The sequence below is a fragment of the Helcobacillus massiliensis genome (assembly GCF_014191425.1).
GTDB classification, from domain to species: domain Bacteria; phylum Actinomycetota; class Actinomycetes; order Actinomycetales; family Dermabacteraceae; genus Helcobacillus; species Helcobacillus massiliensis.
In genome coordinates this window covers 21,935-45,449 of record NZ_JACHWP010000011.1, presented here as the reverse complement: position 1 = coordinate 45,449, position 23,515 = coordinate 21,935, and the positions used below count along the sequence as shown (strand labels likewise).

Annotated in this window: 23 protein-coding genes and 1 pseudogene; 20 read left to right on the top strand and 4 right to left on the bottom strand. The window is 69.9% G+C overall.

Annotated features, from left to right (window positions below):
• Positions 1-1,031 (bottom strand): molybdopterin molybdotransferase MoeA (locus FHX50_RS10310; RefSeq protein ID WP_183377113.1); only part of this gene is annotated, 1,031 nt, incomplete at its 3' end.
• Between the two features lie 68 nt (positions 1,032-1,099).
• Between FHX50_RS10310 and FHX50_RS12300 the strand changes: the two are divergent.
• The 13 genes and pseudogenes from FHX50_RS12300 to msrA form a co-directional block, all read left to right on the top strand.
• A pseudogene (locus tag FHX50_RS12300) lies at positions 1,100-1,747 on the top strand (extracellular solute-binding protein); the annotation flags it as partial.
• A 94-nt stretch (positions 1,748-1,841) separates the two neighbouring features.
• Positions 1,842-2,420 (top strand): extracellular solute-binding protein, encoded by a 579-nt coding sequence (locus FHX50_RS12295; RefSeq protein WP_281368099.1) that lies wholly within the window; start codon positions 1,842-1,844, stop codon positions 2,418-2,420.
• 96 nt (positions 2,421-2,516) lie between these two features.
• Complete coding sequence (locus FHX50_RS10300; RefSeq protein ID WP_183375896.1) at positions 2,517-3,836, top strand: ABC transporter substrate-binding protein; 1,320 nt, start codon at positions 2,517-2,519, stop codon at positions 3,834-3,836.
• Positions 3,837-3,917: 81 nt separating this feature from the next.
• Positions 3,918-4,901 (top strand): carbohydrate ABC transporter permease, encoded by a 984-nt coding sequence (locus tag FHX50_RS10295; protein WP_343064055.1) that lies wholly within the window; start codon positions 3,918-3,920, stop codon positions 4,899-4,901.
• Positions 4,898-5,830 carry a carbohydrate ABC transporter permease gene (locus FHX50_RS10290; RefSeq protein WP_183375898.1) on the top strand — a complete coding sequence of 311 codons (933 nt, stop codon included), beginning with the start codon at positions 4,898-4,900 and terminating at the stop codon, positions 5,828-5,830. Before FHX50_RS10295 ends, FHX50_RS10290 begins: the two co-directional genes overlap by 4 nt.
• A gap of 20 nt (positions 5,831-5,850) precedes the next feature.
• A complete protein-coding gene (locus tag FHX50_RS10285; RefSeq protein WP_183375900.1) occupies positions 5,851-7,080 on the top strand; it encodes a THUMP-like domain-containing protein in 1,230 nt (409 codons plus the stop codon).
• On the top strand, positions 7,080-7,814 hold the full coding sequence (locus tag FHX50_RS10280) for a DUF4129 domain-containing protein (RefSeq protein ID WP_183375902.1): 735 nt from the start codon (positions 7,080-7,082) through the stop codon (positions 7,812-7,814). The genes FHX50_RS10285 and FHX50_RS10280 overlap by 1 nt, the downstream gene beginning before the upstream one ends.
• Complete coding sequence (locus tag FHX50_RS10275; RefSeq protein ID WP_183375904.1) at positions 7,811-8,341, top strand: hypothetical protein; 531 nt, start codon at positions 7,811-7,813, stop codon at positions 8,339-8,341. Before FHX50_RS10280 ends, FHX50_RS10275 begins: the two co-directional genes overlap by 4 nt.
• Complete coding sequence (locus tag FHX50_RS10270; RefSeq protein ID WP_183375906.1) at positions 8,338-9,468, top strand: AAA family ATPase; 1,131 nt, start codon at positions 8,338-8,340, stop codon at positions 9,466-9,468. Before FHX50_RS10275 ends, FHX50_RS10270 begins: the two co-directional genes overlap by 4 nt.
• On the top strand, positions 9,465-10,715 hold the full coding sequence (locus tag FHX50_RS10265; protein WP_183377112.1) for a DUF58 domain-containing protein: 1,251 nt from the start codon (positions 9,465-9,467) through the stop codon (positions 10,713-10,715). The genes FHX50_RS10270 and FHX50_RS10265 overlap by 4 nt, the downstream gene beginning before the upstream one ends.
• Positions 10,712-11,287: a hypothetical protein gene (locus FHX50_RS10260; RefSeq protein ID WP_183375911.1), complete on the top strand. Its 576-nt coding sequence runs from the start codon at positions 10,712-10,714 to the stop codon at positions 11,285-11,287. The genes FHX50_RS10265 and FHX50_RS10260 overlap by 4 nt, the downstream gene beginning before the upstream one ends.
• 226 nt (positions 11,288-11,513) lie before the next feature.
• Positions 11,514-13,019, top strand: a complete 1,506-nt coding sequence (locus tag FHX50_RS10255; protein ID WP_183377111.1) for an HNH endonuclease signature motif containing protein — start codon at positions 11,514-11,516, stop codon at positions 13,017-13,019.
• Between the two features lie 35 nt (positions 13,020-13,054).
• Complete coding sequence (gene msrA / locus FHX50_RS10250; RefSeq protein ID WP_183377110.1) at positions 13,055-13,729, top strand: peptide-methionine (S)-S-oxide reductase MsrA; 675 nt, start codon at positions 13,055-13,057, stop codon at positions 13,727-13,729.
• 7 nt (positions 13,730-13,736) lie between these two features.
• Here the strand turns inward: msrA and FHX50_RS10245 are convergent, their stop codons facing one another.
• A complete protein-coding gene (locus FHX50_RS10245) occupies positions 13,737-14,579 on the bottom strand; it encodes an SDR family NAD(P)-dependent oxidoreductase (RefSeq protein ID WP_183377109.1) in 843 nt (280 codons plus the stop codon).
• Positions 14,580-14,763: 184 nt separating this feature from the next.
• On the opposite strand from FHX50_RS10245, the gene FHX50_RS10240 reads away from it, so the two are divergent.
• Together FHX50_RS10240 and mgtE are read left to right on the top strand one after the other, a co-directional pair.
• Positions 14,764-16,263, top strand: a complete 1,500-nt coding sequence (locus tag FHX50_RS10240; RefSeq protein ID WP_183377108.1) for an MFS transporter — start codon at positions 14,764-14,766, stop codon at positions 16,261-16,263.
• Between the two features lie 18 nt (positions 16,264-16,281).
• Complete coding sequence (gene mgtE / locus FHX50_RS10235; RefSeq protein ID WP_183377107.1) at positions 16,282-17,628, top strand: magnesium transporter; 1,347 nt, start codon at positions 16,282-16,284, stop codon at positions 17,626-17,628.
• 1 nt (position 17,629) lies between these two features.
• Here mgtE and FHX50_RS10230 read toward each other — a convergent pair whose 3' ends face one another.
• Entirely contained in the window at positions 17,630-18,388 is a 759-nt protein-coding gene (locus FHX50_RS10230) for a dienelactone hydrolase family protein (RefSeq protein ID WP_183377106.1), read from the bottom strand.
• A gap of 102 nt (positions 18,389-18,490) precedes the next feature.
• Between FHX50_RS10230 and FHX50_RS10225 the strand changes: the two genes are divergently transcribed.
• Genes FHX50_RS10225 through FHX50_RS10215 form a run of 3 tightly spaced genes read left to right on the top strand, consistent with a single transcriptional unit; the run spans position 18,491 to position 21,141 of the window.
• Positions 18,491-19,255 carry an ABC transporter ATP-binding protein gene (locus FHX50_RS10225; RefSeq protein ID WP_183377105.1) on the top strand — a complete coding sequence of 255 codons (765 nt, stop codon included), beginning with the start codon at positions 18,491-18,493 and terminating at the stop codon, positions 19,253-19,255.
• On the top strand, positions 19,252-20,073 hold the full coding sequence (locus tag FHX50_RS10220; RefSeq protein ID WP_183377104.1) for an ABC transporter permease: 822 nt from the start codon (positions 19,252-19,254) through the stop codon (positions 20,071-20,073). The genes FHX50_RS10225 and FHX50_RS10220 overlap by 4 nt, the downstream gene beginning before the upstream one ends.
• 48 nt (positions 20,074-20,121) lie before the next feature.
• On the top strand, positions 20,122-21,141 hold the full coding sequence (locus FHX50_RS10215) for an ABC transporter substrate-binding protein (protein WP_239373801.1): 1,020 nt from the start codon (positions 20,122-20,124) through the stop codon (positions 21,139-21,141).
• On the opposite strand, the gene FHX50_RS10210 is transcribed toward FHX50_RS10215, so the two are convergent.
• Entirely contained in the window at positions 21,133-21,564 is a 432-nt protein-coding gene (locus FHX50_RS10210) for an Lrp/AsnC family transcriptional regulator (RefSeq protein ID WP_183377103.1), read from the bottom strand. The two genes, FHX50_RS10215 and FHX50_RS10210, sit on opposite strands and share 9 nt — an antisense overlap.
• 83 nt (positions 21,565-21,647) lie before the next feature.
• Between FHX50_RS10210 and ddaH the strand changes: the two genes are divergently transcribed.
• Together ddaH and FHX50_RS10200 are read left to right on the top strand one after the other, a co-directional pair.
• Positions 21,648-22,463, top strand: coding sequence for a dimethylargininase (ddaH, locus tag FHX50_RS10205; protein WP_183377102.1), 816 nt, complete (start codon positions 21,648-21,650; stop codon positions 22,461-22,463).
• A gap of 190 nt (positions 22,464-22,653) precedes the next feature.
• Entirely contained in the window at positions 22,654-23,508 is an 855-nt protein-coding gene (locus FHX50_RS10200; protein WP_183377101.1) for a pyruvate, water dikinase regulatory protein, read from the top strand.
• The last annotated feature ends 7 nt before the right edge of the window (positions 23,509-23,515 follow it).

Genomic DNA, 23,515 nt, shown 5'->3' with positions numbered 1-23,515 from the left:
GATGAACAGTGGAACCCGACGATCGCGCCGACGGGTGTGCCCGGCAGGTGCACCATCGGCACCCCGCTGTACGTGCCGACGCCCTGCGGTCCGCCGGGGCGCATCGCCAGGTGCTCGAATCGGGAGGCGCCCGCCGCTGGGGAGTCCGTGCCGGCGGCGAACGCGGCCTTGACGACGTCGTACGCGCCGGAGCCGACGCCGCCGGTGGTGATGATGAGGTCGCTGTCCGCGGCGCGGCGGGCCACGGCGGCGATCAGGGCGGCCGGCTCATCGCTGATGTGCTCCACGCTCGAACGGACACCGAAGTGCCGCAGCGATGCCGCGAGCGCCGGCCCGTTCGACTCCAGGACCTCACCGCTGTCACCCGCGTCCGCGGAGTGCGCGGAGACCAGCTCGTCTCCGGTCATGATGATCGCGACGCGGCGCGGCTCCTGCACCGTCACCTCGCTGGTGCCGGCGGCAAGAGCAACCGCGATCAGGGTGGGGGTGAGGCGGCGGCCGGCCTCGGCGAGTTCGGCGCCGCGCGGGATCTCCTCTCCGATGTCGCGGATGTGGCGGCCCGGCGTGAACGTGGTCGGTTCGGCGGCGGCGTCGGGATGGATGGTGATGGACGCGGGCAAGGGGCCGGTCTGCTCCGCGTCGGTGTGCTCCACGGGGACGACGATGTCGAAGCCGTCGGGGACGCGCGCGCCGGTCATGATCCTCAGGGCCGACGGGTGCTCATCGAGCGTGGAGTGGTCCAGGTCGAGTCGATCCCCGTCGGCCGTCAGGATTCCGCCGGTGACTCCGGCGGGGATGTCGCCGATGACGCGGTAGGTGCGGTGCGGGGCGTCGATGCTGCGGATCGCGAAGCCGTCCATCGCGCTCTGCGGGAACTGGGGCGCCGGGCGGGCGGCGAGCAGCGGCTCGGCGAGGATGAACCCCTCGGCCTGGACGGTGGGCAGGGTGCGGGTGCGCGCATCGGGCAGCTGGGCGATCTGCTGGACGACGGCGCGCCACTGCACAGGGCCGATGGACGAGTGGATGGGCATGGGGCCACTGTATCCGGGTGGGCTACAGTGATGCGCACCACATCCGGCTCCGATGAGAGGACCCTCCGATGAGCACCTGGACCTCCCCCAGTCGCCGCACCGTGATGGCGAGGACCGCTGCCGCCCTCGCCGCCGGTGCCGTCACCGCCTGCGGCTCCGCGAAGCCGGGCAGCGGCTCCGATCCGGGCGAGCCCGCGAAGGCGGACTTCAGCGAGCGGGGCCCCATCACCCTCGCGAAGGGAAAGGACACCACCGGGCATCCTGCGCAGCCAGGTGGAGGCGTGGAACAAGGAGCACCGGACGAAGAGGTGACATTCCTGGAACTGTCCGAAAGCGCCGACGAGCAGCGTGTGCAGCTCGTCAACAACGCTCGCTCGAAGTCCGACGCGTACACGGTCCTCGGCATGGACGTGGTGTGGATGGCGGAGTTCGCCGCCAACAAGTGGGTGGTGGAGCTGCCGAAGGACCGCTTCCCCTTCGACGACATGGTCCCGTCCACCGTCACCACCGCCACCTACTTCGACCGCCTCTACGGCGTGCCGTGGGCATCGAACGCGGAGCTGCTGTTCTACCGCAAGGACCTGCTGGAGAAGGCAGGTGCTGACAGCGCCCCCACCTCGGTGGAGGAGATGTTCGAGATCGCCGAGGCCATCACCGGCAAGGAGGAGTCAGTCTTCGGGTTCGGCTCCCAGTTCGCGAAGTACGAGGGGCTGACAGTGCAGATCACCGGCCTGATCGCCTCCGCCGGCGGTGTGCTCTTCGACGACGAGGGAACCACCCCACGCCGACTCCCCCGAAGCGATCCGCGCCATGACCGAGCTGCGGTCGGCGTTCGATTCCGGAGTCATCCCGAAGGAGGCGCTCACCTACAAGGAGGAGGAGTCCCGCCAGGCGTTTCAGGACGGCCGGCTGGTGTTCATGCAGAACTGGCCGTACATCTGGGAACTGGTGAACAAGACGGACGGATCCTCGAAGGTCACCGGAAAGGTGGGCCTCGTGCCGCTGCCGGGCATCGGCGGGAAGAAGGGCGCCTCCACTCTCGGCGGTCTCAACTGGTCGATCTCCGCGTTCGCCGGCAATCACGGCACAGCCGCGGACTTCATCTCCTACCTGGTGAAGGAGGAGTCGCAGAAGGAGTTCGCAATGGCGACCGCGCAGGCACCGACCCTCACCTCCCTGTACGAGGACAAGGATCTGATCAACAGGTACGCGTTCTGGACGGCACTGAAGGAGGGCATCGACGCAGGCGTCTCGCGTCCGCCGACCGTGCGCTACGCAGAGGTGACGCAGGCGATCCAGGAGTCGGCGTACCGCATCATCTCGGGCGAGGCCGAGGTGGAGCCGGAGATGAAGGCACTGCAGAAGGCGCTGGTGAAGCTCGCGCCCTGATCCAGCGGGCGAAAGGCTCCGGATGCAGCAGATCACACGTATTACAGTATGGTCACAGAGGCGCTGTTCGGCGCCTGGATTCAAGGAGGAACCCCAATGTCATCTGGCTTCACCCCTTCCCGCCGCGGTGTGCTCGCCGCTGGCACTGCCGGCGCAGCAGCTCTCGGTCTCGCTGCCTGCGGAGGCGACAAGTCCTCCTCCGGCGGCGCCGAGCCCGCCCAGGGCAATTTCGACGAGCGCGGCCCCATCACCTTCGCGACCGGCAAGGACACCTCCGGCAAGCTGAAGGAGTTCCTCGAGAAGTGGAACTCCCAGCACCCCGACGAGAAGGTCACCCTCTCGGAGCTGCCGGAGTCCGCCGATGAGCAGCGCGCCCAGTTCATCAACAACGCGCAGGCGAAGTCCGATGCCTTCACCGTGCTCGGCCTCGACGTGGTGTGGACCGCCGAGTTCGCCGCCCAGCAGTGGGTGGTGGAGCTGCCGGAGGACAAGTTCCCGCTGAAGGAGCTCATCCCCGCCACCGTGGAGACCGGCAGGTACTTCAAGAAGCTGTACGCCGTCCCGTTCACCACCAACGCCGAGCTCCTCTTCTACCGCAAGGACCTCCTGTCCGCCGCCGGCACCGAAGAGGCGCCGAAGTCCTTCGAGGAGATGTACCAGCTGATCGACGAGATCAGGAAGTCCCCCGACGGCAAGGACACCCTCGGCTTCGGCTCCCAGTACTCCAAGTACGAGGGCCTGACCGTGCAGCTGACCGGCCTGGCGAAGTCCGCCGGCGGCGCCCTGTTCGACGACCAGGGCAAGCCCACCGTCAACACCCCCGACGTGATCGCCGGTGTGCAGGCAGTCCGCGACGGCTTCGACTCCAAGCACATTCCGAAGGAGGCCCTCACCTACAAGGAGGAGGAGTCCCGCCAGGCGTTCCAGGACGGCAAGCTCGCGTTCCTGCAGAACTGGCCGTACGTGTGGGAGCTCGCCCAGAACGAGGACGGCTCCTCCTCGGTGAACGGCAAGATCGACGTCGCCCCGATCCCCGGCGTCGGCGACAAGCCCGGATCCTCCACCCTCGGCGGCCTCAACTACGCCATCTCCGCGTTCGGCAAGAACCAGGGCACGGCGGTGGACTTCATCGCCTTCATGGCCGCCGAAGAGCAGCAGAAGGAGTGGGCGATCGCGACCGCTCAGGCCCCGGCGTCGGCCGCGGTCTACGAGGACGAGGAAGTGCTGAAGAAGTTCCCGTTCTTCCCGACCCTGAAGGAAGCGATCGACGGCGGCACGCCGCGCCCGCAGGTCGTGAAGTACGGGGATGTCACCCAGGCGATCCAGGAGGCCGGCTACGCCGTGTTCTCCGGTGAGAAGGAAGCGAAGGCCGCGATGGACGAGCTGCAGAAGCAGCTCGAATCCCTCGAGTCCTGACCGTGACGGAGGGCGGGGACGCCGGCAGAGCGGCCGGCACCCCGCCCTCCTCTCCCCTCCCCCGATGAAAGAAGGCCCGATGTGGCTGTGAAGTCCCGTCTGTTCGGGGCGGAGAGCAGAATGGCGTACCTGCTGCTCCTGCCCACCCTGATCCTGCTCGCCGTTGTGGTGGGCTTCCCGCTGGTGCTGTCGATCTGGCAGTCGTTCTTCCGCGCCGACGACGGCGTGGACCCCGAGACCGGCCTGCTGCAGCAGGGCGACACCTTCGTGGGCCTGCAGAACTACGCCGACGCGTTCACCTCCTCCGGCGCCGGAGCCGGGTTCTGGAACGCGTTCTGGAACACAACCCTGTTCACCGTGGTCGGCGTCAGCATCGAGACGGTGCTCGGTGTGGCGATGGCCCTGATCATGGCCCGCGCCCTGCGCGCCACCGGCCTGATCCGCGCCTCCATCCTCATCCCGTGGGCCATCCCCACCGTGGTGTCCGCCCTCATGTGGCAGCTGATCTTCGATGCGAACGGCATCGCGAACCGCCTGCTGAACTACCAGGTCCTGTGGACCACGGAGGGCTGGCAGGCGAAGGCCGCGGTGCTCATCGCGGACATCTGGAAGACCGCGCCCTACATCGGCCTGCTGACCCTCGCGGGCCTGCAGACCATCGACGAGCAGGTGTACGAGGCCGCGAAGGTGGACGGCGCCGGACGCTGGCGCACCTTCTGGTCGATCACCCTGCCGCTGATCCGTCCCGTCCTCGTGGTCGCGGTCCTGTTCCGCCTGCTGGACGCGATGCGCATGTTCGACCTGCCCTACGTGCTGCTCGGCAAGCTCCGCAGCGGCCAGACCCTGTCGATGCTCGCGCAGGACGCCGCCACGAAGACCGACTACGGCATGGCATCGGCGTATTCGATGGTGCTGTTCTGCTACATCTGCCTGGTGGCGTTCCTGTTCATCAGGCTGCTCGGCGCCGATGTCCTCGGCGAGTCGTCCACCCGCACGAAGAAGAAGCGCGCGAAGGGCTCGAAGCCGAAGCGCCTGGTCACCACCAGTGAAGGGAGCATGGCATGAGCACCGCCGCTTCGACCGCGTCCGCGCAGAACCCGTCGGCCTCCTCCGGCCGCCCCGCCGCCCCCGCCCGACCCGAGAAGCGCAAGGGCGAGCGCGGCGCGAAGATCATCGTGGGCCTCGGAATCGCGTTCATCCTCATCTACTGCCTCGCGCCGTTCTACTGGATGACCGTCTCGGCGCTGCGCCTGCCCACGCAGGGCCGCTCCACCGACCTCATCCCCAACCCCGTCTCCTTCGAGAACTTCCGCGCCGTGTTCGACCCGTCGAACAACTTCATTCGGGCGCTGCTGAACTCCCTGGTGGTCGCCGGCGGCACCACCATCCTCGTGCTGATCCTCGGCATCGCCGGTGCGTACGCACTGGCGCGGCTGGAGTTCTGGGGCAAGGTGCTGGTGATGTTCGCGATCGTCGCCACGTCGATGTTCCCCGTGATCACGCTCGTGGTGCCGCTGCTGAAGATGTTCTCCGGCGGTTTCGACTGGTTCCCGTTCAACTGGATCAACACGTACCAGGCGATGATCGTGCCCACGATGAGCTTCGCGCTGCCGCTGGCGGTGTGGAACCTCAACGCGTTCTTCCGCCAACTGCCGGTGGAGCTGGAACAGGCCGCGATGGTGGACGGCACCACCCGCATGGGAGCGTTCTTCCGCGTCATCCTGCCGCTGAGCGCCCCCGGCGTGTTCACCACCGCGATCATCACGTTCATCGCGGCGTGGAACGAGTTCCTCATCGCCCTGACGATGGTGAACTCCCCGGAGATGACCACCGCGAACGTGGCGATCTCGAAGTTCACCGGCTCCTCGCAGTTCGACACCCCGTACGGCACGAAGATGGCGGCGGGTCTGATCGTGACGGTGCCGCTGATCGTGATGGTGCTGGTGTTCCAGCGCCGCATCGTGGGCGGTCTGAGCGCCGGTTCGCTGAAGTGAGGCGCCGCTAGACTGCGGGTATGTCCGCTCTCGCCCCCGTCCTCACGCCCGAGGGGTTCGCCCTGCTGAACTCCCTGCCCGCCTACGACGAGTCCCGCGTCCTGCAGCTCGGCGAGGCGCTGCGGCGGGACGGACACAGCGCGGAGACGGTGGCCGCGGTGATGACGCAGTCGCGTCTGCGGGCGAAGGCGCACGAGAAGTTCGGCGAGTTCGCGGACCAGATGCTGTTCACCCCGGACGGCCTGGAGCAGGCCACCCGCCTGCCGATCGCAGCCCACCACGCGCAGAGGTTCCGCGACGCCGGCATCGACAGCGTCGCGGACCTCGGCTGCGGCATCGGCGGGGACACCCTCGCGAAGGCCGGCCTCGGGCTCGAGGTGATCGGCGTGGAGAAGGACGAGGAGACAGCCGCGGTCGCTACCGCGAACCTGCGCCTGTTCCCCACCGCCCGCATCGAACTGGGCGACCTGACGGCGTTCGACCCCGCGCGGGTGCAGGGCCTCTGGTTCGACCCGGCGCGCCGGGCCGGCCGCGCCCGCCTCCACGATCCGGAGCAGGCGCTTCCGCCGCTGTCCACCATCCTCGACTTCGCTCGCCGCACCCCCGCGACCGCGGCGAAGCTGGCGCCCGCGATCGACCACGCCCACCTGCCGACGGGCTCCGAAACACAGTGGATCTCCTGGCGGGGCCAGGTGCTGGAGGCGGTGCTGCATCTGGGGCCGCTCGCCCGTGAGGGCGTGGCCCGCTCCGCCCTGCTGTTCACGGGGGCCGACGGGTCCCAGGTGCACCGGCTCGATCCGGACTCCGTCGGCCCCTCCCCCGACAGCCCCCACGCCGCGGACGACCCCGACCTCTCCGCCGACGGGGTCCGCGACCACCTGTACGAGCCGGACGGAGCCGTGATCCGCGCCGGCCTGATCGGCACCCTCGCCCGCCGGCTCGATGCGGACCTGATCGATGAGTCCATCGCCTACCTGACGGCGGATGCGCGGGTGGATTCGCCGTTCGCGCAGGGGTACGCGGTCGAGGACGTCTTCGATTTTTCGATGAAAGCCCTGCAGGCCCACCTGCGCTCTCATAGGATCGGCACGGTGGAGTTCAAGAAGCGCGGAACGGCCGTGGAGCCGGAGGAGCTGCGCCGCCGTCTGAAGCCGGCGCGCTTCGGCGACGAGTCCGCGACCGTGATCCTCACGCGGGTCGCCGGGAAGCAGTCCGTCATCATCGCCCAGCCGCACCGGGATGTGCCGTGATGGGCGGGCGCCGCATCCGCATCGCCCCGCTGCTGTGGGCGGCCGGCCTCGTGGCACTGATCGCGGCGTCCCTGCACGCCCGCATGTCGCCGATCGCGGTGCTGCCGGACGGCATGGTGGCGCAGCGCCCCGTCTTCGCCGACACCCCGCCGCCGCCCCCACCGCTGCAGGAGGGGGAGCCGGAGTGGTACCAGGATGAGATCGAACCGCTGCGTTCCGTTCTCGACCAGGTGCTCACGGTGCTGCTGTGGGCTGTGATCGTCGCGGCGGCGCTCGCTCTGCTGTGGCTGGTCGTGGCCCTGGTGCGCCGGGCGGTCCGCAGCGCCCGCGCGGTCCGGCCGGACGCCGGCGCGATCGACACCACCAGCCTGATCAGCCAGGACGACGCGGCCGCCACCCTGTCCCGCGCCCGCTCCCGCCTGGTGGCGGAGGGCACGGCCGCTGAGGCGATCATCGCGGCGTGGCGGGAGCTGGAGCGCGCCGCGGAGGACCACGGGCACCGCCGTCTCGCCTCCGACACACCCTCCGACCACATGCGGCGGGCCCTGCGGCATCTGCCGCTGAACGCGTCGGACGTGGACGAATTCGCCGACCTGTTCCGCCAGGCGATGTTCTCCCCGCACCCCCTCGGGGAGGTGCACCGTGCCCGGGCGGTGCAGCTGCTCGACTCCCTGCTCGCGGACCTCGACTCCGCCCCCGCCGTCTCCCCCAGCAGCCGAGGCGGTGCCCGATGACCCGCACCGCCGCCCGCTGGCTCCTCATCGCCCTGATCATCGCCGTCCTCGCGGCGCTCGGCACCGCTGCGCTCGCTGCAGCGGCGAACCTGCGCATCAACGTACTGTTCCTGGTGGTGGCGGCGGTGGCGTGCGCGGTCCTCGCTCTCTGGCTGCGGCAGGGCATCCGCCGCGCCCACCTCACCCTGTTCCCCATCCGCCACCCGGAGGTGGACGAGCTGCGCCCCGACGGGTACGACCCGCGCGTGCGCCGCATCAACGAACTGTTCTCCGGCGGCCTCACCGGGTCGTCCTACAACACGCGGGCCCTGCACGACATGGCGTCCTCGCTCGTGGCCGGCGCCGAGGCGCAGGCGGAATCCGTCGGCAGCCGCCTGGAGATCCCACCCGCACTCGCCTCCGCCGCGTCCCGCGGCGCGCCCGACCTCGAGGCGCTCGTAGACGACGCGAACGCCCTCACCGACCAGCTGCTGGCCGCACCGCCGCGGCCAGCGGACCCGACCAGCCCCGCCAGGAGCCACCGATGACCCAGCACTCCCCCGTCCAGCCCCTGCCGGTCGCCGACGCGTCCCGCCTCGCGACCCGAATCCTCGATGAACTGGAGCGCGCCGTCGTCGGCAAGCGCCGCGCCCTCGAGCAGGTCCTCACCGGGATCCTCGCCGGCGGCCACGTCCTCATCGAGGACCTGCCCGGCCTGGGGAAGACTCTGACGGCACGGTCGTTCGCGCAGGCGCTGGGCCTGCCGTTCAGCCGGGCGCAGTTCACCCCAGACCTGCTGCCCTCGGACCTGACGGGCTCGGAGGTGTTCTCGCAGGCCACGGGCACGTTCGAGTTCCGGCCGGGCCCGATCTTCACCGGACTGCTGCTCGCGGACGAGATCAACCGCACCCCGCCGAAGACGCAGGCGGCGCTGCTGGAGGCGATGCAGGAGCACCAGGTGACGGTGGAGGGCACCACGCATCAGCTGCCGGAGCCGTTCCATGTGCTCGCCACCGCGAACCCGGTGGAGACGGAGGGCACGTACCCGCTTCCGGAGGCGCAGCTGGACCGGTTCCTGCTGCGGCTCGCGTTCGGCTACCCCAGTGTGGATGACGAGTGGGGGATCCTGGAGCGCCGTCTGGGCCGACGCCAGGAGGGGCAGAGCGTGGACCGGGTGCTCGCGGACGGCGAGCTGCTGGGCATGCAGGCCGCGGTGGAGACGGTGCACGTGTCGGAGGCGATCGGCCGATACGCGGTGGAGATCGTACAGGCGACCCGGTCGCATTCGTCAGTGGCGATGGGCGCCTCGCCGCGCGGGTCGCTCGCGTTCATCACGACGGCGCGGGCGTGGGCGCTCATCCGGGGCCGCGACTATGTGATCCCGGAGGACATCAAGGATCTGGCGCACCCGGTGCTGGGCCACCGCATCCTGATCCGTCCGGAGCTGTGGCTGCAGAACATCTCGACCGATTCGGTCGTCGATGATGTGCTCGCGTCAGTGCCCGCTCCGTCGGCCGACGGAGCCCTCCCGGCCGATGAGCCCGCGCAGCCCACCACCGACCTCCGCCCCGCCGACGGCGCCCGCTCTGTTGAGGGCGCAGACCCCGTCGGCCGCACTCCAGTGGGCCGCACCCCGGTTGGCCGCACCTCGGTGGAGCCCCGGGACCAGGCGTGAAGCTCACCGCCACCCCCGCCCACACGCGCGCGCTCGGCGGTGCTCTCCTGCTGTGCCTGCTGGCGGTTGCGTACGGCCGCCTCGACGCGCTGATCGTGGCGCTGCCGCTCATCGCGTACATCGCGCTCGCCGCCGCTCTGCGCCCCCGCACCGCTGACGCCGCCCACGAAACCCCGCCAGCAGTCGCCCACGTGTCCGCTCAGCGCGTCCTGGAGGACGACCCCGTGACGGTGGAAGTGTCCACGACTGCGCCCCACACGCTGCTGAGCGTCGGCATGCCGGCGCAGGCCGCGCTGCGCATGACTCCGCGCAACGGCCTCATCACCGGCGCCGGCGCCACCCGCCTGCAGCTGCTGCCACTGAGCTGGGGCCGGTACGACATGGGTCCGCTCGTGGTGCAGCACGCGGACATCCTCGGCGCGCGCCGCGTCGCCGAAGCGGTGTCCCCGCCGACGATCAGCGTCTCCCCCGGTGACGCCGCCGGTGCCGGGCAGCGCCGACTGAACCGCGTGCTCGGCATCTCCGGGCCCCACCTGTCGGCGACGAAGGGCGACGGCATCGATCTTGCGTCCGTCCGCGCGTTCCGCACCGGCGACCGCGTCAACCGCGTCAACTGGCGCGTGACCTCCCGCACCGGCGAGATCCACGTCAACGAGATGTTCACCGAGCGCGACACCGATGTCCTGCTCATCACCGACACCGACCGCGACGTCCACGCCCTCGCCTCCGCGTTCGCCGACCGCACCGGCTCCAGCCTCGACCTGACGGTCCGTGCGGTCGCCGCGCTCGCCTCCCGCTACATCGGGCTCGGCGACCGTGTCCGCGTCCACGACTTCGGCAGCCGCATCGCTTCGATCCCCGCCGGCACCGGGCCGGGGCATCTGCGCCGCATCGTGGACCAGCTCGCTCGCGCGGACCGGATGAGCGACCCGATCCGTCGGCTCACCCCGCTCGGCCATGTCCGCAGCGGCACCCTCACCTTCGTGATGTCGCCGCTGCTGACCGACGAGGTCGCCGCCGAGATCGGCCGGCTCCGAGCCGCCGGCGCGGACGTGCACGTGATCGACACGATGCCGGCGGCCATCACCGGCCTCGCCTCCCGGGCGGCCCGCGACGACGTCCCCGCCAGCCATCGCTCCTGGGCGACCGCGTGGGGCATGCGCGTGGCCGAACGCAAGGTCCTGATCGCACAGCTGATCTCGCAGGGCGTCCCGGTGGCGCCGTGGCAGGGAGGTGACGGCCGATGAAGGGCCGGTTGAGCCGCCTCACCGATTCCATTGTGGCGATGAGCCGCTCGCAGGCGCTGCTGCGCCTCGCCGGGTTCCTCGCCGGTGCGGGACTGCTGTTCTCCCTGATCGGTGTGGCCCCGGAGGAGGGCCAGTTCGGCACCGGAGTGGTCACCCTCGGCGTTGTCGGCACCGGGCTGGCGCTGCTGATCATCCAGACTCTCTTCCCCGATTCCGATATGGGGCTGGTGATCCTACTGATCGCGATCGGGGCGCTGGGGGCGAACCCGCCTGTCAGTCTGCTGCACGCGTGCGTGCTGGCGGTGCTGATCGCGGTGGCGCACCTGTCCTGGGCATGGGCGGGGCTGACCCCGGCGCACGGTGTGCTGGCGCGCTCGGCCCGCAGGCCGCTGCTGCTCGCGGGCGCGGCGGTGGTGGGGATCTCGCTCGCGCTGGGTCTCGTGGTCGCAGTGGTCAGCGGCGCGCTGGGAACTCTTGCGCTGCCGGCTGCGCTGCTCGGCGACGGTCTGATCGCGCTCGCTGCGCTGGCTGTTCTCACCGCGGCGGTGCTGCTGATGCCGCTCGAGGACTGAACGGCACGGGTCACCGACGCCTCCCTGTTCGAACACATGCGATCGACCTCCTTGACTTCTCGAACGACTGTTCGATACAGTAGCAGATAGAACACATGGATGCCCCTCTCTCTCCCTCGGCATCCGCACCGATCGGCGTCACGGCCGGCGCACCCGTCCCTCATGGGGCCCCGACTCGTGTGACGCCCGAGCCGCGCCCGTGCGCACGCCGTGGAGAGGGGGAGGAATGTCCGCCGAACGCATCGCTGATGAGCCCGAGAAGCCGAAGCGCCCGCGCCGCCAGCCCCGGGGCCCGCGCCGCACCATGCCGATGGCGCAGCAGCTCGATCGCGAGCGCGTCCTCTCCCCCGCTGCAGCGTCCGCCTCGACGACCCCGCTCACGGAGACCGACTTCGCGGCTCTGAGCGCTGTGCGGGAGCGGACCGTCGCACGCGCTCGCGAAGCAGCCGCGGACTATCGCCTTCTCGCCCGCCTGTACGTGGAGCAGGACAGCGGTGACGAGGCCCGCCTCGCCGCCGAACTCGCCGAGATCCGCGTGGGCATTGCCCTGAACTGCTCCATCATCCGCGCCGGTCGCGCCCTCGAGGGTGCGCACCGCGCCGCCACCTGCCTCCCGGGCGCGCTGGCCCGCCTGGAGCGCGGCGAGCTCACCGCCGCACAGTTCGACTACCTGCTGTTCTCCACCCGCGCTGTCTCCGAGAAGACCCTCGCCCTCGCCGACCCGCTCATCGCCGAGTGGGAGTTCGATGGCGAGCCCGAGAAGGTGGACAAGGCGATCCGCGAGCTCGCGGCCTACCTCCGCGAACTCGATGAGGACACCCCGCCGGCGCCGGTGCAGGACGTCCGGCTGCTGCCGCCGTCGCCGGACAAGCCCGGCACCATGACCGTGCAGGTGGACGGCTCAGTCCCCGAGATGGTGTCCATGATCAAGCGCCTCGACCGCGCTGCCGAGGATGTCCAGCGCGCACAGGCCGCCGCACTCGAGTCCGGTGACCGGATCCCGCTCGACATCGACGGCGAGGTCGCCGAATCCGGCATCCCGATGCCGCGCGCGATGATCCGGTCCCTGCTGATGTCCCGCGCCGAGTTCAGTCTCGACGGCGCCGAGGCCACGACCCCGCGCTTCCAGCTGTTCGTGCAGGTCCCGGCGCTGAGTCTGCTCGGCCAGTCCCACGTGGGCGGAATGATCGACGGGATCCACCCCATCCCCGTGGCGATGGCCCGCGATCTCGCAGGGCGTTCGGCGACCTGGATGCGGATCCTCACCGATCCCGCATCAGGCGCGATCCTGCCGTTGAAGGCGGACCGCTACAAGCCGTCCACCGAGATGCTGCGCCACCTGCGGATGCGGCACGTCCTCTGCGCCGCCCCGGGATGCACCCGGAGGACTGCGCAGCGCTCCGAAGCCGACCACATCGAGGAGTTCGACCACCACTCCCCGGCCGACGGGGGCCGCACCGACCTGGAGAACCTGCACCTGCTGTGCCGCCGGCACCACCAGGTGAAGACGGCGAAGCTGATCGACCCGAAGCGGACGCGTCCGCCGCGGCCCGGACGCTCACCCGGTGCAACAGAATGGGCCATCGGCACCGACCGGACCGCCGTCACCGCCACCGATGACGTCGACCTGCTCAGCGCCCACGACGCCCGCGTCTGGCTGGCCGCGTGGCGGCGCAGCCACCCCGATGACGCTGACAACCCCGGCTGTTCGCCCTCAGCGGTGGACCCTTGACGCACCCACGGGGCATGGTCGGTAGGTTGGGGCGCATGTGGCAGATCATGGATCTCATCAACGCGCACAAGAAGGTCATGGTGTCCGCCGAGGACGCCCTGCCCGGTCGCGACTCCTACCCGTACGAGCTCGCGCGCGAGCACGTCGTGCTGTCCACCGACATGCTCGGCGCCGACGCCCCGGGCGATGCCGAGGAGATCATCCTCGCCGGCGGATGCTTCTGGGGAATCGAACGCGTCGCCTGGCAGATCGACGGCGTGCACTCCACCGCCGCCGGGTACGCCGGCGGGCACACCCCGCACCCCACCTACGAGGAGGTGTGCAGCGCCCGCACCGGTCACACCGAAGCGGTGATCGTCCGCTACACCGGCGGCGACGCCACGCTGAAGCGCATCCTCGAACAGTTCTGGCAGCAGCACGATCCCACCACTGAGAATCGGCAGGGCAACGACGTCGGCACCGAATACCGGTCCGCGATCTACTGGACGAGCCCTGCCCAGGAGCAGACCGTGCGCGCCTCCCTCACCATCTACCAGCAGGCGCTCACCGCTGCGGGCGCGGGGAGGATCACCACGGAGCTGTCAGCGCTCACGGACACCGGCGCCGGCGAGTTCTTCTACGCTGAACCGGTCCACCAGCAGTACCTGGCGAAGAACCCGCTCGGCTACTGCAACCACGGGTTCAACGGGGTCGCCTGCACGCTCGCCTGAGCGCGCCTCAGCGCACCCGCTTGTGCCCCGTGACGCGGAACAGCCACTCGAACGGCGCCGGCACCGCTGCCGCGACGGGCGCGAACAGTGACCAGCGCCATGGCGCGAACGAGTCGCGGCCGGGCCGAGTGCGGACGGCCCGCAGCGTCGTCTCCGCCACCTCCTCCGGCGTCATGGTGCCGACCAGCGCCTCCACCTTCGGCACCCGGTCCACGGAGTCGGGGTTGGCGTCGAAGTAGTCGGAGTGGACGCGCGTGGGCGTCAGCGACCCCACCCGCACGCCCGTGCCGTGCAGGTCCTGCCGCAGCGCCGCGGTGAAGCCGCGGATCGCCCAGCGGGCTGCGGCGTAGCCGACGGCGCCCGGCCACGCCGTGATCGCGACCGGTGAGTTGATCTGGAAAACCACGCCGCGGCCGCGCGCGATCATCGGTTCGATGAGTCCGCGGGTCATGTGGAACGCCGCGAAGTACGGCAGGTCCATCTGGGCGTGCGCCTCCTCCACGCTGGTCTCCTCAATGGAGAGGAAGCGGCCGGCGCCGGCGTTGTTGATGAGGACATCGGGGGTGCCGTGGTCGTGGAGGATGGCGCGGCACACGTCGGCGGTGGCGCCGGCGTCGGCGAGGTCCACCGCGTAGGAGTCGACGTCGCCGGAGCGGCCGGTGTCGCGGCCGATCTCGGCGACGAGGGTGTCGAGGCGGTCGGCGCGGCGGGCCAGGAGGACCACGCGAGCGCCCTCGGCGGCGAAGCGTCGGGCGATCGCCTCCCCGATGCCGGCGGAGGCACCGGTGACGACGACGAGGGGGCGGTACGGCAGAGTGCGCGAGGAATGGCGCGGGGCAGTGGTGGTCATGCCTCCAGCGTAGGGGCCGACGGGTGCCGAACCGTGGGATGGGTGGTCCACATCATGAACGAGGTGGAGATCACACCAGGGTCTCCCTAGCGTAGACGCGCACGCCGCCGGGAGAGTCCCGCCGCGGCGGGCCGCGGAAGGACCAGCTATGTCAGCCGTTCCCAGCAGAGACCACCGACCCGGGATGAAGCGTCGCCGATACTCCCGCCTCGCTCCCGACCATCACACGGACCCCGCCGCAGTCAGGAGGGCCACCGCCGCCTCCGCACTCGGCAACGCCACCGAATGGTACGACTACGGCGTCTACGCCGTGGCCACCAGCTACATCGCCGCCCACTTCTTCGAACCGTTCGAGAACGCCCGCCTGCTCACCCTCGCCACATTCGCGATCTCCTTCCTCGCCCGCCCCATCGGCGGCCTGGTCTGGGGACCGCTCGGCGACCGGCTCGGCCGCAAGAAGGTGCTGGCGCTGACGATCATCATGATGTCGCTGGCGACCGTCGCGATCGGCCTGATGCCCGCGTACGACACCATCGGCATCTGGGCCCCGATCGGGCTGGTGCTGCTGCGGCTCATCCAGGGATTCTCCACCGGCGGTGAGTACGGCGGCGCAGCCACCTTCATGTCGGAGTACGCGCCGGACAACCGCCGCGGCTTCTTCGGCTCGTTCCTCGAGTTCGGCACACTCGGCGGCTTCGCCCTCGGCACCGCCATCATGCTCGGACTCGAAACGTTCACCACCCCGGAGTTCATGTCCTCCTGGGGCTGGCGCCTGCCGTTCCTGGTAGCGGCGCCGCTGGGCTTCATCGGCCTGTATCTGCGGACCAAGCTGGACGAATCGCCCGTGTTCGAGGAGGCGCAGGAGGTCCCTGCCGCGGACGGCCCCGCGCAGGACGCCCCCGGCCTCTTCGCCCTCATCGGCCGCCACTGGCGCGCGATGCTCGTGATGACGGGCCTGGTCACCGCGCTGAACATCGTCAACTACACCCTGCTGGCGTACATGCCGACCTACCTGGAGCAGCAGATCAACCTGCCGGCGCAGGAGGGCCTGCTGATCGTGCTGGTCGGTGAGGTGATAATGATGGCGTGCATTCCGTTCGCGGGCGCCGCCTCGGACCGGTTCGGCCGCAAACGCTCCTGGTACTTCTCCATGGGCGGGCTCGCGCTGCTGGCGGTGCCGATGTTCTACCTGATGGGGCAGAGCTTCATCCTCGCCATGGTGGGCTTCGCCGTGCTGGGCCTGCTGTACATCCCGCAGCTCGCGACCATCACCGCGACCTTCCCCGCCATGTTCCCCACGAAGGCGCGGTTCGCCGGGTTCGCCATCACCTACAACGTCGCCACGTCCCTGTTCGGCGGCACCGCGGCGTACGTCAACGACTTCGCCATCGCGGAGACCGGCAACCTGCTGGTGCCGGCGTTCTACATGGTGCTCGCCTGCGTGGTGGGCCTGGTGGCGGTGTTCTTCATGCCGGAGACGGCGGGCGCGTCGCTGCGCGGTGACGATGTCCCGGGCTCCGTCGGCTCCGCTGTGGCGGCCGGCTCCCCCGCCGAGCGCGCCCTGGAGCTGGAGAACCAGCCGGACCAGCGCACCATGACCGCCGAGCAGAAGGCCGTGGTGGTGGACGATGTGACCGCAGCGATCGTGGAGGACGGCTCGGACCCGTACTGGCGCGACCACTAGGGCCATTAGGATCGGGCCGTGGCCACGGACATCCTCACCTGCACCGATCGCATCAGCCGCGCTGTCGCAGCCGACGACCTCGCTGAAGTCTCCGCCCTCACCGATCCGCTGTCGCCGGCGGAGGTGACGCGGGTCCTCGAGCGCCTCCCGCCGAAGACGCGGGCGGTGACGTTCCGGCTGCTGCGGAAGGACCGCGCGTCGATCGTGTTCGATTCGCTGGACCCGGCGCTGCGCGCGGAGATCGTGACCGGGATGCGCAGCACCGATGTCACGCAGCTGTTCGAGGAACTCGACCCGGACGACCGCGTGTGGCTGCTGGAGGAGATGCCGGCCTCGGTCGCGACCAAGCTGCTGCACGGCCTCTCCCCCGAAGAGCGCCGCGTCACCGACGCGATCCTCGGGTATGCGCCGGGCACCGCGGGGCGCCGCATGAGCCCGGAGTTCGTGTCCACGCACCCGGAGCTGACGGTTGCGCAGACCATGCTGCGGATCACCGCGCGGCTCCAGGACGCGGAGACGGTGTATCTGCTGCCCGTGCTCGATGACGGCCGACGGGTGCAGGGCGTCGTCTCGATGCGGGCCCTGCTGGGTGCGCCGTCGGACACCCTGATCGGTGAGCTGATGCGGGAGGCGATCACGGTGCCGGCGGGCCTCGATGAGGAGTCGGCAGCGCGGCGCATCGCCACGCAGGGCATCCTCGCGGCGCCCGTGGTGGACCTGGAGAACCGCGTGGTCGGCATCATGACGCTCGATGATGCGGCCCGCATTGTGGAGCGCGCGGAGGATGAGGACACGGCCCGTCAGGGCGGCACGGAGCCGCTGGACCGACCGTACCTGTCCACCCCGATCCGGGCCCTGGTGCGCACCCGCATCGTGTGGCTGCTGGTGCTGGCGGTCGGCGCGACGCTGACGGTGCAGGTGCTGGAGGTGTTCGAGTCCACGATCGAGCAGGTGACGGTGCTGGCGCTGTTCGTACCGCTGCTGATCGGCATCGGCGGCAACATGGGCAATCAGGCCGCCACCACGGTGACGCGCGCCCTCGCCCTGGACGATGTGGAGCCGCGTGACGTTCTGCGGGTGTTCTCCCGTGAGCTGCGCACCGGCCTGCTGTTGGGCGTGCTGCTCGGCGCCCTCGGGTTCGTCATCGCGGGCCTGTTCTACAGCACGATGATCGGCCTGGTGATCGGCCTGACCCTAGTGGCGCTGTGCTCGGTGGCGGCGTCCGTCGGCGGTGTCATGCCGATCATTGCGCGGGCGCTGAAGGTGGACCCGGCGGTGTTCTCCAACCCGTTCATCTCCACCTTCGTGGACGCCTCCGGCCTCGTCATCTACTTCGTGATCGCGAAGGTCGTGCTGGGGCTGTAGGTCAGAGGGGCAGCCGACGGGTGAGGAACTCCAGCATCTGCCACCACGCGTCCCGGGACGCCTGCTCGTGGTGGAACATCGGGTGCGGGTTGTCGAAGGCATGCCCGGCGCCCTCATGCAGGTGGAATTCGACCTGGTCGCGGATCCCGTCGGCGGTGACGGCCTCCCGGATGCGCTCCACCTGGTCCATCGGGATGAAGGTGTCGGCCGTGCCGAACACGTGCAGGCTGGGGATGTCGACCTCGGCGGCGAGGTCCAGCAGGTCCGGCAGCGCGGAGCCGTAGAACGCGATCAGGGCGGCGGGGGCGGCGCCGTCGCGCGCGGACTGGGCGGCGACGTTGAACGCGAGTCCGCCCCCGTAGCAGAAGCCCATCACGGCGACCTCGTCATGGCGGACTCCGTCGGTGCCGCGCAGCGCGTGGAAGGTGTGGACGCCGTCGGCGACGGCGCGTCCCCAGTCGAGCTCACCGGTGCGCTCCATCGCCTCCGGCAGAGCGGCCTCCATGCCGATGCTCTCATCGATCGCGGTGATCGGCGGGTCGAGCCGGGCGAACAGCTGCGGCACGAGCACGGCGTACCCGGCGGCGGCGAGGTCCGAGGCGCGGTCGAGGACGTACTCGGACAGGCCGAAGATCTCCTGCAGCAGCACGATGCCGGGGGCGTCACCGGTCCCGTCGGGGCGGAAGAGGCGACCGGGCAGGGCCTCGATATCGGTGGGGATCTCGACGGCTTCGACGGTGACGGAGCGGCGCTGGGACATGCGGTTATGGTACCGATGCGCGCCTGAGCGGGCGGACGTCTACGATGTCAGCAATCCCCGACGTCCCTGACCGCCCCACTGCACCCTCTGCGAGATCGATCGATGCCCGAAGCCCCAGCTGTCCGCACCACCGAGTTGTCCAAGGCGTTCGTGTCCGGACCGACCACCACGTGGGCGGTGGAGGACGTCTCCATCGACCTGGAGCCCGGGTCGTTCACCTGCATCGTCGGTCCCTCCGGTGGCGGAAAGTCGACGCTGCTGCGCCTCGTCGGCGGCCTGGAGGAGGCGACCACCGGGACGGTGGAGACGATGCCGTCGGCCTTCGTGTTCCAGGAGCACGGAGTGTTCCCGTGGATGACGGTGCGGGACAACGTCGCGTTCGGCCTGAAGATGGCCGGGATGCCGAAGGCGGAGCGGCGCCGCATCGCCGACGACTGGATCCAGCGGGTGCGGCTCGAGCAGTTCGCCACCGCCTACCCGCACCAGCTGTCCGGCGGGATGCGGCAGCGCGTCGCCATCGCGCGCGCGTTCGCGACCGGGTCCCCGCTGCTGCTGATGGATGAGCCGCTCGGCGCGCTCGACGCCCAGACCCGCATGCTGATGCAGGAGGAGCTGCTGGCCCTGTGGGAGGCGGAGCGCACCACCGTCCTGATGGTCACGCACGACATCGACGAAGCGATCCTGCTCAGCGACCGGATCCTCGTGATGTCGGCCCGCCCGGGGCGGGTGAAGGAGGACCTCGCGGTGCCGTTCGAGCGGCCCCGCCGCCATGACATCGAACGCTCCCCTCAGTACGCCGAGATGCGTTCGCACATCTGGGAGTCGCTGCGTGACGACGCCCTCGCCGCGGAAGGAGCCGACCGATGAGCACCACACGCCGTGACCGCACCGAGGCGGCCGTCCGGGCCCAGCGGACGAAGGAGGCGCGCCTGCGCCGACGGGACCTGGCCCTCGCGATCGCGAGCCCCGTCCTCCTGCTCGTCCTGTGGGAGGTGTGCGCCCGCGCCCTCATCATCGACCCGCGGTTCTTCCCCGCCCCGACCCGGATCCTGCAGACCGGCATCGAGATGGCCGCCAGCGGCGAGCTGTGGTCGCACGCCGGGCCGACGCTCGCGCGTCTGCTGGTCGGCGGCGGTCTCGGCGCGGTCGCCGGTGTGGTGGTCGGCCTGCTGATGGGGTCCTCACGCGCACTGAACGCCGCCCTCGGTCCCCTGTTCGCGGCGCTGTACCCGCTGCCGAAGATTGCGATCTTTCCGATCCTGCTGATGATCTTCGGCCCCACGGAGGTGCCGAAGCTGCTGGCCGTGTTCATCACGACGTTCTTCATCCTTCAGATCAACACGGTCTCTGGTGTGTGGGCGATCGACCCGAAGCTGCACGAAGCGGGGCGCGCCTACGGCGCCCGCGGGTTCAACCGATTCCGCCACGTGATCCTGCCGGGCGCGCTGCCGTTCGTGTTCTCCGGTCTGCGCACCGCGACCGGCACCGCCGTGGTGGTGATCACCGCGGTGGAGTTCACCGGTGCGTCCACCACCGGTCTCGGCTATCTGATCTGGAACTCCTGGCAGCTGTTCATCCCGGAGAAGCTGTACGTGGGGCTGGTGGTGATCGGCGTGATCGGCGCCGCCCTCACCTTCGTCATCACCCGCTCCGAAACACTGCTGCTGCCCTGGCGCCGCCGCTGACCCGCCCCGCATCCACCTGCTGACCCGCTCTGAAAGGCCCCACCTGCCATGACTGCTCTGTCCCGCCGCTCTCTGCTCACCGCCACCGCCGCCGGCACCGCTGCCGCCGCCCTCGCCGCCTGCGGCCCCGCCGTCACCGGCAAGGGGAAGGGGGCCGACGGGTCCTCCACGATCCGCGTGGGGCACCTGCCGTCGTCCCTGTTCGCGCCCCTGTACGTAGCGGATGCGACGAAGAAGTTCGCCGACGCCGGCCTCACCCTCGAGCTGGTGCCGCTGAAGTCCGGCCAGGACGGTGTGCCGATGCTCGCGAACAACCAGCTGGACGTCATGTGCGCCGGGTTCTCCGCCGGCATGTTCAACGCCCTGCACTCAGGCGTGAAGTTCACCGTGGCCGGATCCATGGGCATCTCCCCCGGCGACATCGAGAACTCCCCCACCGCCCTGGAGGTGTCGCAGAAGCTGCTGGACTCCGGTGAGGTGAAGGACGTCAAGGACCTCAAGGGCCGCAAGATCGGTGTGGCCGGCGGGCCCGGCGCCACCGGCGGCTACCTGCTCGCGGCGATGCTGAAGGAGGCGGGCCTGACCCTGAACGACGTCGAGGCCGTCAACCTCGCCACCCCGGACCAGCAGCCGGCGCTGGAGAACGGCTCGATCGATGCGGCAACCCCGTCGGCCCCCTTCTCCTCGGCGATGGAGGAGGCCGGCATCGCCTCCCCCATCGCTGTTCCGGCGAAGGGCGTCACCGGCACCGGCGTGATGTTCTCCGAGGACTTCGCGGCCGGCGACACGGCGCAGAAGTTCTTCACCGCACTGACCGAGGGGGCGCAGCAGCTCTCGGCCGACGGCCCCCAGACCGACGAGGTGTACCAGATCCTCGCGGACGCCACCGGCCAGAAGATCGAGGTGTTGAAGGCCTCCCCGATGTACACCTACCTGCCGAACCTGGCGCCGCAGCCGGAGCAGCTGGAGGCGATGCAGGCGGTGTGGATGGAGGCGAAGCAGGTGTCCTACAGCGAGCCGCTCAAGGTCGCCGACTTCGTGGACGAGAAGTTCTCCGCTTCAGCGTGATTCGATGACGCGCGAGAGGATGACGGCGCTGCGGGTGTGGTCCACGCTCGGGAGGTCGCGGACCTTCTCCAGCGCCGTCTCCAGGTCGCTGACGCTGCGAGCGCGGAGTGTGACGAGGGCGTCCGCCTCGCCGGTGACGGTGGATGCCTCCACCACCTCCGGCACCTGAGAGAGGGCGCGGGCAAGGGCCTGCGGCGGGACGGTGCCGCGGCAGAACAGCTCCACCACTGCTTCGGTGGTGGTGGCGGTGCGTTCGGACCTGAGGGTGATGGTGAAGCCGGTGATGATGCCGCGCTCCACCAGGCGGTCCACGCGGCGCTTCGCGGCCGAGGCGGAGAGGCCGACGGCGTCACCGAGGTCGGCGTAGCCGATGCGGGAGTTGGCCTTGAGCTCACCGATCACACGAGCATCGATCTGATCCATGCGCATGATCGTAGCGCCGATGTCCGAAAAGACGCTCGGAACGTGCGTCGGATACGGAACAATTGCGCGCGGCCGCTGTCACAATGTGTCCTATGACAACAATCCTCATGTGCCGCCCCACCCACTTCGACGTCAGCTACCAGATCAACCCCTGGATGGACCCGAGCGCGGGAGCGAAGGCGGAGATCGCCGTCGCCGAATGGCAGAAGCTGTACGAGAAGTACCTCGAGCTCGGCTACGACATCGAGCTGATCGACCAGGTCGAGGGTCTGCCGGACATGGTGTACGCCGCCAACGGCGGGTTCACCCTCGACGGCAAGGCCTACGGAGCGAAGTTCGCCTTCCCCGAGCGCGTGGACGAGGGCCCCGCCTACATGGACTGGTTCGACGCCCACGGCTTCGAGGTCTTCGAGCCGAAGTACGTCAACGAGGGCGAAGGCGACATGCTGATGGCCGGCGAGACGATCCTCGCCGGCTGGGGCCTGCGCTCCACCATCGAATCCCATGACGAACTGCGCCGGATCTTCGACCGCGAGGTGCTGTCGCTGCGTCTGGTGGACCCGCGCTTCTACCACCTCGACACCGCCCTCACCGTGCTGGAGGGCGCCGAGGGGCAGGACGGGCCGAACGTCGCGTTCCTGCGGGAGGCGTTCGATGAGCCGTCCCTGAAGCTCCTCGATCAGCGCTTCCCGGACGCGATCCACGCCAGCGCCGCCGACGCCGAGGTGCTCGGCCTCAACATGTTCGGCACCGGCGGCGACCTCGTGGTCTCCGACCGCCTCACCGACCTGGACCGTCAGCTGGAGGACGCCGGCTACCGCACCCACGCCGTGGGCCTGCCGGAGCTGCTGAAGGGCGGCGGCTCCATCAAGTGCTGCACCCTGCTGCTGCGCCGCTGATCCCGTCGGCCCGCACCCGGCCCGCCCTGCTGGACGATTGCGCACTCAATCGGTCACGCACGGGCGGGTCGGCCGTGTCCGGTGTGATGCTCGCGTAACCAGCGGCCCGTTCTCCGGGTCCATGCACCCAAAGGCGGTATGTTCAAGGCACCCCCGCCGCAATGACGCGCACCCTGAGGAGCACCGCACCATGTCCACCGACACCCCAGGCGCCGGCCCCGAAGCCGACAAGCGCCGCATCCCGGTGTTCTTCCTGTCCGACTCCACCGGCCTCACCGCCGAAGCGATGGGCAACGCCCTGCTGGTGCAGTTCCCCGACCTGAAGTTCGACCGCACCACCATCCCCTTCATCTCCAACCCGGAGGAAGCGCACCAGATCGTCCAGGAGATCGACGACCTGGTTGAGGCCGGGGAGGGTCCACTGGTGTTCTCCACCGCCGTGGACCGCGACATCCGCAGCCAGCTGGTGGAGTGCCGCGCCCCCATCATCGACCTGTTCGAGACGCACATGGAGAAGGTGGAGAACGCCCTCGGCGTGTGCTCCTCCTCCCTGCGGTCCCAGCTGCACGGTGTGGGCAACATGGACTCCTACTACCGACGGATGCAGGCGATCGAGTTCGCGATCGAGCACGACGACGGCCAGTCCCTGCGCGCCCTGGAGAAGGCCGACGTCATCCTGGTGGCCCCGTCGCGCTGCGGCAAGACCCCGACCTCCATGTTCCTCGCCCTCCAGCACGGGCTGTTCGTCGCGAACTATCCGCTGGTCGATGAGGACTTCGAGACCGATCACCTGCCGCGTCCGCTGAAGGACCTCGGCCCGAAGCTGTTCGGTCTCATCTCCTCCCCCGAGCGCCTCGCCGCCGTGCGCGAAGAGCGCCGCCAGGGCTCCCGATATGCTTCGCTGCAGCAGGTCAACTTCGAGCTGTCCTCCGCGCGGCGACTGTTCCAGAAGAACAACATCCCCGTGGTAGATTCCTCGGCAAAATCCGTGGAGGAGATGTCCGCCATCATCCTGCAGCGGCTTGCGCACAGGACCCACCACTGAGAGCACC